Here is a 13,701-nt window from a genome sequence, read left to right as displayed (position 1 = left end):
TGCGAGGGATACATATGAAAAGTGAACTCATGTTGGTCATTGATCAAATCGGTCGGGAGAAAGGAATTGATAAGGCCAAAGTCATTTTGGCCTTGGAGTCAGCGCTCCTCACGGCCGCGAAGAAACGATTTGGGCATGGTGAAAATATTCAAGTCGACATTGATACGGAAACCGGCGAAATTTCTATCGTGAAGAAAAAGACGATTGCCGAGAACGTGTTGGATTCTAAAACAGAGATTTCATTAGAAGACGCCAGAAAAATTGATGATGAAGCTGAAATGGGAGACGAAATTGGTTCACTCATTGATTTGGAAGAATTTGGGCGAATAGCTGCACAGGCCGCAAAGCAGGTCATTTGTCAAAAAGTTCGAGAGGCTGAATGGGAATCGATTGAACGGGAATATTCCAAAAAAGAAGGGGAGCTGGTTCATGGGGTAATTTTAGGCCAGGAGCGTCGAAATTACTTGGTCGACATTGGAAAAACAGAGGCCCTTCTCCCCATTCAGGAACAAATCCCACGGGAAGCTCATAGACGGGGCGATCGAGTGCGGGCTTTGCTGTTAGAAGTGCGACGAACTCCAAAGGACGTGCAGGTGATTCTTTCCCGAGCGCATCCTCAATTCGTGGTGAAATTGTTTGGCCTTGAAGTGCCTGAAATTACAGAGAAAATTGTTGAAATTAAAGGGGTGGTACGTGAGCCGGGTGACCGGACGAAGATTTCAGTGGCTTCGCGGGATAAGGCCGTTGATCCGGTTGGCGCATGCGTTGGCGTCAAAGGTTCACGGGTACAGGCCATTGTTCGGGAACTGCATGGCGAGAAAATAGATATCATTCCATGGACAAATGATCCTCGGGTTTTTATCGGGGAAGCCCTGAACCCCGCCTCCATTGAAAAAGTAGGGATTGACGAACAAAAGAAGTCTGCCTTGGTGGTGGTGGCCGATTCGCAGCTCTCTTTGGCCATCGGGAAAAATGGGCAAAATGTACGATTGGCAGCAAAATTGACAGGTTGGAAGATTGACATCATTAGCTCCACAGAATACGAAAAGCAAAAGCTTGAACGAGACCAGGAAATTAAAGCAGCTTTGGCTGAAGAGGCTGCTCAAATTACGGAAGACCCTGCGGCGGACAACGCCAAGGAAATTGAAAGATCCTCACAAGAGGAAATCGTGGAGAATCCAGCGGTGGCACCCACAGAGTCAGGGCAGAGCTCGGGATCGTAAGGATACGGCTTCACAGTAAAGGACGTGCATGAGAGTTCATGAGATAGCCAAAAAAATTGGGATGGAGAGCCGTTTGCTTATTCCTGAATTGGTGCGACTGGGCATTCAGGTTAGTTCCCATAGTAATACCGTGGAAGACAATATGGCCAAATGGGCGATGAATATTATTCTTGGTAAAATTCCTGAAACAACGCCCAAACCTGGGGAATCATCTGTTTCAGGGCCTGTTGGTGTAAAAAGCTCTGAGGGGGGGCGCCTTCTGAAAAAAGAATCGTCGACTTCCGGAAGACATCGGTCTGAGGCAGTGGCCGAAGAACCTAAAAAAGTTGAAAAAAAGCACATACTGATTAAGAAGAAAAAAACAGAAGAAGAAATCCTGGAAGAGATGGCGGAATTGTCTCCAGTCGGGGAAAGTGAGGGAGAAGAATCATCGGTCATCCAGGAGGAGTCAGAGGCTCCATTGGAGACAGGTCCCGTTTTGACTCAGGGCCCTGGCCTATCGGCCGTGGAATCTCATCAAGAGGTTCCCGACTTATCGCCCACTGAATCGGGAGGGCTTCAGGGCGTTATGACTCCACCGCCTGTCCTTGAGGAGAAAAGTGTCGCAACCCCTCCATCTGGTAAATCTCCTGAAAAAGAGAGGAAAGCCGAAGGAAAGCCCGACAAGAAGGCTGGGGTTATTTCGCGAGAGGTTCCAATAGAGGAAAAAGGCAAAAAAATTAAAAAAGTTGCGCGTGTCAAAGACGAAGATCTCTTTGCTGCACGGTTTGAGGATGCGGCGGTCTGGCAGGATCTTCGGCCATTACCAACGTTGCGACGTGAGGAACGTACCCGTCAGGTTCAACAGCCTTCGGTGGGTGAAGTCACAAAACCCCGGAAAAAAGTTATGAAGGTCACTGCTGGGATATCCGTGAAAGATTTTGCCGAAGTGATCGGCCAAAAACCCACGGAAATTATTCGCAAATTAATGGACTTAAATATTGCAAAAACCCTCAATCAACCTATGGATTTAGAAGCTGGCGTGCTCATTGCGGAGAGCTATGGCCTCGTAGTGGAAGCGGTGGCTGCAAAGGGAGGGGAAGCCCTCTTGGAGGAGGTGCTTGAGGGAGGAGAGCAAGGAAATTTAGAACCTCGAGCGCCTGTGGTGACGGTCATGGGACATGTCGATCATGGAAAAACCTCGCTATTGGATGCCATTCGGCAGACCCAGGTGACCGACCAGGAGGCGGGAGGAATTACTCAGCACATCGGGGCGTCATTTGTGAAGGCTGGTGAACGTGGGGTGACGTTCTTGGATACCCCAGGCCATGAAGCCTTTACGGCCATGCGGGCTCGTGGGGCCCAGGTTACTGATATTGTAGTCTTGGTTGTGGCTGCAGACGACGGGCCGATGCCTCAGACCATTGAAGCAATTAATCATGCGCAAGCGGCAAATGTGCCGATTATTGTGGCCGTGAATAAAATGGACAAACCGGGGGCTAATCCTGATCGGGTCAAGCAAAGTTTAGCCGAGCATGGCTTGCAACCTGAAGCATGGGGAGGCCAAACCATTTTTGTTGAAGTATCGGCAAAGCAAAACAAGGGGTTAGACCAGTTGCTCGACATGTTGTTACTTCAAGCAGAAATTATGGAATTGAAAGGCGATTCTACCTGTTCCGCTCGAGGGATTGTCTTGGAGGCGAAATTGGATAAGGGGCGTGGACCTGTTGCCACGGTGTTAATTCAAGCCGGAACCTTACGAATCGGGGATTCGTTTGTCGTGGGGTCAGTGAGCGGCCGGGTGCGAGGGTTAACATCGGACAAAGGTGAACGTTTGAAGGAAGCTGGGCCATCAATACCAATTGAAGTCATTGGCTTATTGGGGGTTCCTGAAGCCGGGGATCAGCTGGTCGTGGTGAAGGATGAGCGGGCTGCGAGAGAAATTGCCCAGGCCAGGCAGCAAAAGCAAAAAGATGTAGGCCTCGCATCCACGTCCAGAAGAACCCTAGAGGAGCTTTATGCAGAATCTAAAGATGGAGAAATTAAGGAATTGCCACTTCTGGTTAAGGCCGATGTGCAAGGATCGGTGGGGGCGTTAGGCGATGCACTTCTGAAGATTTCTACCGACGCGGTAAAGCTGAAGATCATTCATAGTGGCGTAGGAGGCATCAATGAAACCGATGTGTTATTAGCGGCTGCGTCAAAAGCGATTATCATTGGATTTCATGTTCGTCCGGATTCGAAGGCGGCTGCTATTGCGGAACGTGAGGGTGTGGAAATTCGGTTGTACACCATTATTTATAATATTCTTGACGATATTCGTTCGGCTGCAGAGGGGCTATTGGGCCCCAACGATCAAGGAGCGAGTGATGGGGCATGCGGAGGTTCGGCAATTATTCACTGTTCCGAAAATGGGCACGATTGCCGGCTGTTATGTGAATGATGGGTTGATATCCCGTTCAAATACCAAAGTGAGAGTTGTTCGTGATCAGGTGATGGTCTATGAAGGAAAAATTGGATCATTAAGGCGGTTTAAGGATGATGCACGGGAAGTTCAGCAGGGCTATGAATGCGGAATTGGAGTTGAGAATTTTAATGATTTAAAAATTGGTGATGTGTTAGAGGCCTACGTTTTGGAGGAGGAGGCCACGAAATTATAATGCTGCATGGATAAGGTGATGCTGAATGGGGATGATCGTGGGGTTGTGCACACTCGAACTCCATATCCCTGATGTCCAATCGTTGAAGGGGAAACGTCAGGTCCTCTCAAGCTTAATTACCCGATTGCGAAATCGATTTAATGTTTCCGTTGCTGAAATTGATGAACAAGACCTTTGGCAAAAAGCCATTTTGGGGGTGGCGTGTGTGGCGAATGACACGGGAAGGGTCAATCAAGTCTTAGACCAGGTCCTCAACTTTATACGATCAAATCCCTCCCTCGAGATTTTACGATCCCAGATTGAAGTCTTGTAAGCTCCCATTATTTTTTCACGTCATGGCAAAAATTAATAGTAGTCGGGCAACGCGGGTTGCCGATCAGATCCGGATGGAAGTGGCAGAGATTCTTGCCAGAAAAACGAAAGATCCCCGTATCCAATTTGTGACCGTGACAGGTGTGAAGATGACGGCTGATCTCAAAATTGCACGGATATATGTGACCACTTTGGATCAAGCCCATTTTGATCAGGTGACGGGTCCCGGTTTAAAAAGCGCAGTGGGGTTTGTTCGAACCGAATTGGGACGACGATTAAATCTGCGCTATACGCCGGAATTAGTCTTTTATCGTGATACGAGTGCTGAGTATGGGAATCGAATGGAAAAGTTATTGGATTCTCTTCACCAGGAATCTGGGGATTCCGGGGAAACGGAGGCATCCTCCTCTCTCCCCAAAAAGAGTGAAAGTATAGAGGGGTAATGGCACCAGTGGCGTCTTGTATCGACCATTCTAACTCGGGGAAGGCAGCGAAGGGGATGGCCTTACATGGAGTTCTGAACGTCAATAAGCCTGATGGATGGACGTCGCATGATGTGGTGCAACGCCTCAGGTCGGGTTTGGGTATTCAGAAAGTCGGACACGCTGGTACCTTGGATCCCCATGCGACAGGGGTATTGCCGATTTTAATTGGAAAAGGAACCAAAATTGCCCAGTATCTATTGGGATGGGATAAAGAATATGGCGCCGTGCTTCAATTGGGTCAACGGACTGATACGCAGGATGCGTGGGGCACGGTATTAGAAGAATCTCCGGTGGAATCTCTGACGGAGGACCGTATTCGGTCAGTCTTTGCGACCTTTCAAGGGTCTATCCAGCAAGTGCCACCCATGTATTCGGCGGTGAAAATCGCAGGGCAGCCCTTGTATAAAAAAGCCAGAAAAGGGGAAACGGTTGACCGACCGGCAAAAACCGTGGTGATCCATGATTTAGAAATCCAAAGACTGAATGTCCCTGAGGTCGCATTTCGGGTTGTCTGTTCTAAGGGAACCTATGTTCGAACGCTCTGCGAGGATATTGGAAACATATTGCAGGTGGGTGGACATTTGAAATGGCTTCAACGACGACGGGTCGGGCCTATTCATGTTGATCAGGCTGTTGAGATAGAATCCCTGCTTGGGGGACTTGAATTTTCCAGTCTGGATGGTGCATTTTTGGGCTTAGACCAGGCTTTAGAAGGGTTTCCCGCTGTGGAGGTCGATGGAAATGACGCTCGAAAGGTGCTCCATGGCAATGCGATCTCCTGGGATCGTGTGGTTAACTCATATTTGGAACCAAAAGCTTCGCTCATGGGGGACAATATGGTGAGGGTAAAACAGAAAGATGGGCAATTACTTGCTTTGGGGAGAGGCCCGGTGTTTCAGTCAGCCAAGGGAGGTCCCGTATTAGCGATTGAAACGGTGTTTGCCTAGTCTATAAAAAACCGGGTTTGTTTAGTGAGGATAAGACCATATTCGTAAAAAGGAATTTCTTACTGAATTCACGTAATCTTGAGGAACTGGAGGAGGAGTTATGGGTTTAACAAAAGAAGCAAAAACCGCGGCAATAGAATCGCATCGGATTCACGACAAGGATACGGGTTCGTCTGAAGTGCAGATTTCCTTGTTGACGAATAGAATTACAAGTTTGACCGAACATTTCAAGACACACAAAAAAGACCATCATTCCCGACGGGGCCTTTTGCGAATGGTGAGCAAGCGAAGAAAATTATTAGATTATTTGCGGCGTCGGGATGAGGGAAAATACCAAGCGGTGATTGCTGCACTGGGCATACGAAAATAAGACAGATTACAGGTTTTAGGGTGAGCAGAATCAATGAGATGGGAGACAGATGCCCGGTTCTCAATGCGAAGCGAAGCCTCACACTCCATATCAATATATCCACTCAAGGATCAGAAAGGTTGAAACATGATTCATTTCGTTGAAATGGAAGTTGGTGGTCGCCCGCTTCGTTTGGAAACTGGTCGCATGGCAAAGCAAGCGGATGGTGCCGTGTTGGCAACCTATGCAGATACTGTGGTGCTAGCCACGGCGGTAGCCTCAAAGACCTTGAAGGCCGACGCCGATTTCTTGCCTCTGACCGTGAACTATCAAGAAAAGGCCTACTCAGCCGGGAAAATACCTGGCGGGTTTTTCAAGCGGGAAGGGGCCCCCAGCGAAAAAGAGGTGTTAACCAGCCGACTTATTGACCGTCCGATTCGGCCATTAATGCCGGAAGGGTACTTTTATGAGACCCAGATCATTGTATCAGTGCTTTCTATTGATCAGACCATGTCTTCGGACGTCATCGGCATTGTGGCCGCATCGGCAGCACTCGCCGTTTCTGATATTCCAGGGTCGGGGTTATTAGCAGGGGTACGAATTGGAAGAGTGAACGGTCAATTTGTGGTCAATCCCGATAAGAAGGCCCAGGAGGAAAGCGAGTTAAATCTCGTGGTGGCCGGAACGAAGGACGCCGTGATGATGGTCGAGGCTGGTGCAGACGGGCTTTCGGAAGACACAATGATTGATGCGATCGAACTGGCTCATCGTGAAATCAAAAATATTGTTGCCAAAATTGAAGAATTGCAAGCGAAGGCGGGCAAAGCCAAGCGGGTATTGCAGGTGGAAGCCATCGACCCTGAACTTGAGCAAGCCGTACGCCAAGTCGCAGCCGCTCCCATTTGTGAGGCCATGTATATTGCAGCTAAATCCGAACGCCAGGATCGGTTTGGCCAAATTCTTCAAGAAGCGATTGAGACCGTGGCCGGAGACGATGCCGATCGTAAAGCCAAGGTTAAAAAAGTCTTTGCAGATTTAGAATATTCCGAGGTCCGGAGAATGATCCTGGAAAAAAAGAAGAGAGCCGACGGCCGTGGTTTATCCGACATTCGTCCCATATCTTCTGAGGCAGGGATTCTTCCTCGGACTCATGGCTCTGCATTATTTACGAGGGGAGAAACCCAGGCATTGGCTGTCGTGACCTTGGGCACTTCAGACGATGAGCAACGGATTGATGCGTTGGAAGGGGAGTATTTCCGGTCATTTATGTTGCATTACAATTTCCCGCCTTTTAGTGTGGGTGAGGCGAAAATGCTTCGTGGTCCGGGTCGGCGTGAAGTCGGCCATGGCAAATTAGCCGAACGTGCGTTAGCAGCAGTGCTTCCCACCAAGGAAGAGTTCCCCTATACCATTCGACTTGTCTCGGATATTCTGGAATCAAACGGGTCCTCTTCAATGGCCACGATTTGTGGTGGAGCATTAGCCATGATGGACGCGGGAGTACCCATTAAAACGCCAGTGGCAGGAATCGCGATGGGGTTAATTTTAGAACAAGGTGGTGTCGCGATTCTTTCAGATATTTTAGGAATGGAAGACCATTTGGGCGATATGGATTTCAAAGTTGCAGGAACGCGAGATGGAGTCACAGCCCTGCAGATGGATATTAAGATTGCCGGAATAACCTCCGACCTGATGCGGCAGGCGTTGGCGCAGGCCCGTGAGGGGCGATTGCACATCCTTGGGAAAATGGATGAATGCTTGGCTGTTCCTCGTACCGGACTGGCAGCCTATGCGCCACGTATCACCACCATCCAGATCAAACAAGATAAAATTCGGGATCTCATTGGGCCCGGCGGCAAAATGATTCGTAGCATCATTGCCGATTGTGGAGTGAAAGTGAATGTCGATGATTCAGGAGTGGTTACGATTGCAGCCGTAGACGGGGAGTCGGCCCAAAAGGCAATGGATATGGTTCAGCGGATTGTTGAAGAAGCGGAGGTTGGAAAAATCTATCTCGGGACGGTGCGAAAGATTGTAGATTTTGGCGCCTTTGTGGAGATTCTCCCCGGTATGGATGGGCTGGTGCACATTTCGCAATTGGCCCCGCACCGTGTGGCATCGGTTACGGACGAAATTTCCGAAGGGGAACAGATTCTGGTGAAAGTTCTGGAAATCGATCGACAAGGGAAGATCCGTCTTAGCCGGAAAGATGCCATGGCCGAACAGACGGGCAAGGACCAGCTCACCTCTTAAGCCTGCCTGAGTAACAACCCGTGTATAAAAAAGTCATATTGGATAATGGAGTCCGGGTTGTCCTGGAGCGGATGTCATCTTTGAAATCCGTGGCTTTAGGAGTATGGGCCACGGTTGGAAGTCGGGATGAAAAAAAGGGTGAGGGTGGCCTCTCTCATTTCATTGAGCATATGATGTTCAAGGGCACGCCGAAACGGACTGCGTCCCAAATTTCCAATGAGATCGATGCCTTGGGTGGTGAAATGAATGCCTTTACTACTCATGAGGCCACGGCTTTTTATGTAAAGGTTCTGGATCAGCAGATGAGGCTGGCTTTTGACCTCATTGCCGATCTTTTTCACCATTCAAGGTTTTCGGCCAAAGACATTGCAAAGGAAAAACAAATCGTCCTTGAGGAGATCCGTACGGTCCAGGACGACCCAGAGGACTATATTCATGAACTGCATGCCAAGGATATCTTCGGCTCCCATCCGTTGGGGCGTCCGATCCTTGGAGAGCCTGGGGTGATGAAAAGACTCAGCCGTCAAGCGCTGATGCAGTATAGGCAACGGCATTATCGCCCTGAACACACGATTGTCGCAGTGGCCGGCAACTTTTCCTTTCCAGAAATCATTGATACCGTCAACACATATTTTGGCAAGTGGAAGCATGGTGAATACGGTAAGGGTTCCTCATCCGTCCAGAAAACACCATGGCCCGATCAGCCGCAGGAACGCCAAAGTCTTCATGTTAAGCCTTTGGAGCAGGTTCATGTGTGTGTGGGGTTTAAGGGGTTGCCTGTAGGGCATCCGGATCGGTATGCGGCGCATGTCTTAAGCACAATTCTTGGAGGCGGAGTCAGTTCGCGATTATTTCAGGAAATCCGCGAAAAACGTGGATTGGCCTATACCATTTATTCTCATCTTTCTGGTTTTTTGGATGGCGGGACGCTTACCGTGTATGCCGCCACTCGCCCGAATGAAATGGCAGCCGTCGTTGACCGAATTTGTCAAGAGACCAGGAAATTATGTCGTCGGGAAGTGGCAAGTAATGAGTTAGAGCGAACCAAAACTCAATTAAAAGGAAGTTTGATGTTGGGCTTGGAAGGAACATACGGGCGGATGAATAAATTGGCCAAAGACGAAATGTACCAAGGGCGTCATGTCACCCTGCAGGAGATGGTAAAGGCGATTGATCGGATTTCCCCTGAACAAATTCGTCATTTAAGCCAGAAATTATTTGATCTACAGCAGTTTGTGGTCACGGCATTGGGACCCATCCCAAAAAGGGGAATTCCGAGGTGGGGATGATCATCAAAACCGCTTATTTTTTCGCTTGACAACCATGCCCTGGATGAGTAGCATTGGACCCTCTCGAATACCTGGTTTTCCTTTTGGGATTAGGGGTATGCAGAACTGGGGAAAAGTGGTTTTTGAAGATAAACAAAGGGTAAGTCGTTTTTTAATTTTTTGTCATTCTAACACTGTAAGGAGGGAGCAGATGAAGAAGTCATCTCTACGTCAGGAATTGGTAGCTCTCTGTGCCTTTGGCCTGTTGAGTCTTGGATTAGTAAGCGTTGGGTATGCAGCTGGTCCTGGTCCTGACAAGTCAAAGGGTGACCCAAATGATATCACTCACCAGGGTGATCTTTCTTTTAAAGGTGTACCAGCTACCAGTTTAAAGGGGCGGGTTTTTGGCCATTGGGCGGACAACCCTGAGGGAGAAATTTTATTCGGAATTCAGTATTGGAATACCTCTGGACCGGCAGAAACAGGCAATCCTCCAGGCAGAGCTTCCGACGATCGAATTCAAACGCTTCCTGACTCATTGTATTCCTGTTGTGCCTGGGGTTATCAGGGCGGTAACGAAAAGAACAATCCATATTCAGGATGGTATACCCCACAAACGACAGTCCGTTTAGCAGTCAAAGATAAAGCGTTAATGGACCAAATCACGAAAGCGGCCCAAGATTTCGTGGCCATGGAAGTGCAAGTAGATGGTCGTACGGTCACGGGATTTAAACTGTTACAAGAAGAATAAACATTTGTCTGTAATTCATGATTAGAATTAAAATTTTAGTCGAGGAGGGAAGCCATTATGAAAAGTGCTAAGAAGAAAGGGTTGGCCCTTGTTGGAGCCGTGGCGCTAGTTGGGGCTATGGCCTCGAGTGCAATGGCAATCGAAGCTTTCCAGGAGCGGTTTGAGTGGGGTGACTTAAGCAAGCCAACGACCCTTCAGGGGCGCGTGGCTGTGGTCGATCCCTACGATAAGGCCGTTTGGGTTAATGTTGCCGTATTTGGTGGGAATGCGGAGAGTGGGTATTATTGGCAAAAGTATTACCCTGGCAAAAACATCAAGGTGTATCCAGGCAACGAAGAAGTCTGGAAAACTCTTGTCCAGGCAGGGAAAGACTCATCTAGTCAGGCTGTAATGACCGACACGAAACCATCAAATTATGGCTTGGTGGAGATTGTTGTTCAAGAAACCGAGCAAAATCATCGGGTGGTTTCATCAGCCAAGGCAGTTCAAGAGGTAGCAGGAACTCCTGAAAAGCCACGGAATATTCATAGTCTCCGGTCAACCCCTATATTGGAAGCTATGAGGGCTGATAGTTGGCCCAATAATCGCAAAATGCTTTATGATGTTTTAATCCCAGACGGGCAGGCCATTGTTGGTGTCATTCCCTACTCTGATCAAGGGACTGGCCAAATATACGATCCTGCACAAGGGAAGTTTGAGAAAGTAGAACCATATAAGGTGCCGGCTAAGTCGGGAGGGGGCGAATAAGATTAAGTAGCAATAAACCTTCTTAAAAGGTATTTGTTAAAAGGGCCTGTGGGACATCCACAGGCCCTTTTTTTATATATCGCCCGCATTCAATCTGGCTTTGAAATCAGCGAGTCTATTGAGGGCCTCAAGGGGAGTCATCGAAAAAAGATCCATTTGTTTAACTTCATCCAGTATAACATGTGGTTTTGGTGAGAGGTGTTCGAGATGAGTGGAATCTAAGGACTCCTCACAGATTGACACATTTGCAGACGAGGTATCCTGTTCAAGCTGAGCAAGAATATTTTTTGCACGGTCCAATACCGGTTTTGGTATCCCTGCCAGTTTGGCGACCTGAATCCCGTAGCTTCGATCGGCCTTTCCCTGGACGATCTTTCTCAAGAACAACACATCCTGCCCTTTCTCCTGGACGAGGACTGTATAGTTCCTGATTCCTTCCCGGAGTGCCTCTAATTGAGTCATTTCATGGTAATGGGTGGCAAACAGGGTTCGTGCCCCGAGTTGTCCACGGTCTAAGATGTATTCGGCCAATGCCCATGCGATACTCAGTCCGTCATAGGTGCTGGTTCCTCTGCCAACTTCATCCAGCAACAATAAGCTTCGCGAAGTCGCGGTGTCCAGAATTCTTGCTGTTTCACTCATTTCCACCATGAATGTACTTTGGCCGGCGCTGAGGTCGTCTGCTGCACCCACTCTGGTAAAAATCCGGTCTACGATTCCTATTCTGGCGGATTCAGCCGGCACAAAGCTTCCCATTTGAGCCATCAGCACAATAAGGGCAACCTGCCGCAGGTAAGTGCTTTTCCCTGCCATATTTGGACCGGTTATTAATAGAAGTCTGTTTGTGTCCAGGTCTAGTATTGTATCGTTTGGGATAAATCCTTCAGTCTGTTGGAGATGCTCAATGACCGGATGTCGACCATCCGTGATCTGAATTGTACCGCCTTCATGGACCGTTGGCTGATGATACCGGTTGACAGCAGCTGCCTCCGCTAACCCTGTCAGGACATCCAGCCTGGCCAGTTGCTGCGCCATTCCCTGGATTCTGATGGTGGCAGATGCGACACGGCGACGGATTTCACCAAATAACTGCCCTTCCAGATTTTTCATCTTTTGGTCTGCGCTCGAGAGCCGACCTTCGAGGTCCTGTAGTTCACTCGTAGTAAACCGTTCGGCATTGACCAGGGTTTGTTTCCGGTGGTAATCGGCAGGGACTCTCGATAAATTCGCTTTCGTTACTTCAATGTAATAGCCAAAGACCTGATTAAATTTCACCTTGAGAGAGTCGATGCCGGTCCGGTTACGTTCACGAGTTTCCATTTCGGCCAGTAACCTGGTGCCTTCTTTTGCCAGAACTCGCAACTCATCGAGTTCTGCATTCACCCCTGCTTGAATAATGCCTCCTTCCTTTGCCGAAAGGGGTGGATTGGAAATAATGGTGTCGCCAATCCAGGAAGAGACATCCTGGAGGGGATCCCACGCCTCATGGATGGTTTGTAGCATGGGAGACGTGAGAGACGATAAGAGTTGTTGAAGTACGAGCAAATTTTCAAGGGAGCGATGGAGATTCAAGAGGTCGCGAGGGTTGGCCACTTCCAGGACAATCCGACTATTCAGTCGTTCAAGGTCTTGTACCGTTTTCAGATGCTCACGAATCGTCATGCGAATCCCAAGATGAAGGACCAATTCCTTCACGGCTTCCTGGCGTAGTTGTATGGCCGGGACCTGGGTCAGGGGACGGACGATCCACTCCCGTAAAAGTCTTGTGCCCATTGGAGTTTTGGTTTTGTCCAATGTCGTGAGTAAGGTAGGGCTTTGTCGTTGTTCGGATACGGGCTTGAGAACTTCTAAATTTCGTAGGGTGGTCTGATCCAGTTGCATTTCATGTTCGAGGAGTCGAATCCATGGACGCCGTATATGGGCATGCACGAGCGTGGGCTGAGTGTCAGCCAGGTAGTGTAAAAGGCCGCCCGCAGCTTGAAGTCCGGAATGAAGGCCATGTAGCTGGAGGTCTTCGATGCGATCGACTTGGAAAATTCTTGTGAGAATGGTTTTGCTTTCCTCAAGGCCAAACGTCGTGGCATCACGAGGCACGATACGGGCGATAGGCAAAGATTGGAATGCGGAGGTCATTGCCTCCTGTATTCCAGAGGGAAAGATGACTTCTTTGGGCTCAAGGCGGACCAGTTCATCGACGACACTTTGTAGCGAATGCTTCATCCAGGACTCCGAGATCCAAAATTCCCCGGTTGAGAGGTCTAGGGAGGCCAGTCCGAAGCGATTGGCTAAAGTGGTATTCCCCGATATGGATAACGGGGTATAACACAGCGCTGACAGAAAATTTGCCTCTCCTGCCGGAAGCAACTCATGATCGTATAAGGTTCCAGGGGTATAGACCCGTACGACTTCACGACGGACGAGACCTTTGGCAAGCTTGGGGTCCTCGACTTGTTCGCATAAGGCCACTATTTTTCCAGCCTTTAAGAGCTTTGCGATATAGCCGGTTGAGGTGTGATAGGGGACTCCGCAAAGAGGGATGGCTTCCCCTTTGGCCTTGCCTCGTGCTGTTAATACGATGCCAAGGAGCTTCGAGGCTTCTTCGGCGTCCTCAAAAAACATTTCATAAAAATCCCCGACACGAAAAAATACAATGGCATCAGGATGTTGAGCCTTTACATCCTGAAATTGGCGCATGAGCGGGGAGAGTTCTTGGTCTTTCATCAGGCG

The 13,701-nt window shown here is 48.9% G+C and carries 12 protein-coding genes; 11 read left to right on the top strand and 1 reads right to left on the bottom strand.

Annotation, left to right across the window (positions count from 1 at the left end):
- The first annotated feature begins 14 nt into the window (after positions 1-14).
- The 11 genes from nusA (at position 15) to PP769_RS01240 (ending at position 10,974) form a co-directional block, all read left to right on the top strand.
- On the top strand, positions 15-1,223 hold the full coding sequence (nusA, locus tag PP769_RS01290; protein ID WP_312644227.1) for a transcription termination factor NusA: 1,209 nt from the start codon (positions 15-17) through the stop codon (positions 1,221-1,223).
- Between the two features lie 28 nt (positions 1,224-1,251).
- Positions 1,252-3,645, top strand: coding sequence for a translation initiation factor IF-2 (gene infB / locus PP769_RS01285; RefSeq protein WP_312644225.1), 2,394 nt, complete (start codon positions 1,252-1,254; stop codon positions 3,643-3,645).
- A complete protein-coding gene (locus PP769_RS01280) occupies positions 3,572-3,862 on the top strand; it encodes an EF-Tu/IF-2/RF-3 family GTPase (protein WP_312644223.1) in 291 nt (96 codons plus the stop codon). Before infB ends, PP769_RS01280 begins: the two co-directional genes overlap by 74 nt.
- Positions 3,863-3,887: 25 nt before the next feature.
- Positions 3,888-4,175, top strand: coding sequence for a DUF503 domain-containing protein (locus PP769_RS01275; RefSeq protein ID WP_312644221.1), 288 nt, complete (start codon positions 3,888-3,890; stop codon positions 4,173-4,175).
- Positions 4,176-4,197: 22 nt separating this feature from the next.
- Positions 4,198-4,617: a 30S ribosome-binding factor RbfA gene (gene rbfA, locus PP769_RS01270; RefSeq protein ID WP_312644218.1), complete on the top strand. Its 420-nt coding sequence runs from the start codon at positions 4,198-4,200 to the stop codon at positions 4,615-4,617.
- A complete protein-coding gene (gene truB, locus PP769_RS01265; protein ID WP_312644216.1) occupies positions 4,617-5,606 on the top strand; it encodes a tRNA pseudouridine(55) synthase TruB in 990 nt (329 codons plus the stop codon). Before rbfA ends, truB begins: the two co-directional genes overlap by 1 nt.
- A gap of 100 nt (positions 5,607-5,706) precedes the next feature.
- Complete coding sequence (gene rpsO, locus PP769_RS01260) at positions 5,707-5,976, top strand: 30S ribosomal protein S15 (RefSeq protein ID WP_312644214.1); 270 nt, start codon at positions 5,707-5,709, stop codon at positions 5,974-5,976.
- Between the two features lie 126 nt (positions 5,977-6,102).
- On the top strand, positions 6,103-8,208 hold the full coding sequence (gene pnp, locus PP769_RS01255) for a polyribonucleotide nucleotidyltransferase (RefSeq protein ID WP_312644212.1): 2,106 nt from the start codon (positions 6,103-6,105) through the stop codon (positions 8,206-8,208).
- 20 nt (positions 8,209-8,228) lie between these two features.
- On the top strand, positions 8,229-9,497 hold the full coding sequence (locus PP769_RS01250; RefSeq protein WP_312644210.1) for a M16 family metallopeptidase: 1,269 nt from the start codon (positions 8,229-8,231) through the stop codon (positions 9,495-9,497).
- A gap of 97 nt (positions 9,498-9,594) precedes the next feature.
- Complete coding sequence (locus tag PP769_RS01245) at positions 9,595-10,227, top strand: hypothetical protein (RefSeq protein ID WP_312644208.1); 633 nt, start codon at positions 9,595-9,597, stop codon at positions 10,225-10,227.
- Between the two features lie 57 nt (positions 10,228-10,284).
- Complete coding sequence (locus tag PP769_RS01240; RefSeq protein WP_312644205.1) at positions 10,285-10,974, top strand: hypothetical protein; 690 nt, start codon at positions 10,285-10,287, stop codon at positions 10,972-10,974.
- Between the two features lie 72 nt (positions 10,975-11,046).
- Here PP769_RS01240 and mutS read toward each other — a convergent pair whose 3' ends face one another.
- Complete coding sequence (gene mutS, locus PP769_RS01235) at positions 11,047-13,695, bottom strand: DNA mismatch repair protein MutS (protein WP_312644203.1); 2,649 nt, start codon at positions 13,693-13,695, stop codon at positions 11,047-11,049.
- Positions 13,696-13,701: the final 6 nt, after the last annotated feature.

The organism is Candidatus Nitrospira allomarina (genome assembly GCF_032050975.1).
Classification (GTDB): Bacteria; Nitrospirota; Nitrospiria; order Nitrospirales; family UBA8639; genus Nitrospira_E; species Nitrospira_E allomarina.
The sequence above is the reverse complement of the archived record's forward strand: the minus strand, read 5'-3'. Positions and strand labels throughout refer to the sequence as shown.

Bases quoted from the DNA above. Each gene is read 5' to 3' on its own strand.
- nusA (WP_312644227.1), top strand. From the start codon at position 15: ATGAAAAGTGAACTCATGTTGGTCATTGATCAAATCGGTCGGGAGAAA.
- infB (WP_312644225.1), top strand. From the start codon at position 1,252: ATGAGAGTTCATGAGATAGCCAAAAAAATTGGGATGGAGAGCCGTTTG.
- PP769_RS01280 (WP_312644223.1), top strand. From the start codon at position 3,572: ATGGGGCATGCGGAGGTTCGGCAATTATTCACTGTTCCGAAAATGGGC.
- PP769_RS01275 (WP_312644221.1), top strand. From the start codon at position 3,888: ATGGGGATGATCGTGGGGTTGTGCACACTCGAACTCCATATCCCTGAT.
- rbfA (WP_312644218.1), top strand. From the start codon at position 4,198: ATGGCAAAAATTAATAGTAGTCGGGCAACGCGGGTTGCCGATCAGATC.
- truB (WP_312644216.1), top strand. From the start codon at position 4,617: ATGGCACCAGTGGCGTCTTGTATCGACCATTCTAACTCGGGGAAGGCA.
- rpsO (WP_312644214.1), top strand. From the start codon at position 5,707: ATGGGTTTAACAAAAGAAGCAAAAACCGCGGCAATAGAATCGCATCGG.
- pnp (WP_312644212.1), top strand. From the start codon at position 6,103: ATGATTCATTTCGTTGAAATGGAAGTTGGTGGTCGCCCGCTTCGTTTG.
- PP769_RS01245 (WP_312644208.1), top strand. From the start codon at position 9,595: ATGCAGAACTGGGGAAAAGTGGTTTTTGAAGATAAACAAAGGGTAAGT.
- PP769_RS01240 (WP_312644205.1), top strand. From the start codon at position 10,285: ATGAAAAGTGCTAAGAAGAAAGGGTTGGCCCTTGTTGGAGCCGTGGCG.
- mutS (WP_312644203.1), bottom strand. From the start codon at position 13,695: ATGAAAGACCAAGAACTCTCCCCGCTCATGCGCCAATTTCAGGATGTA.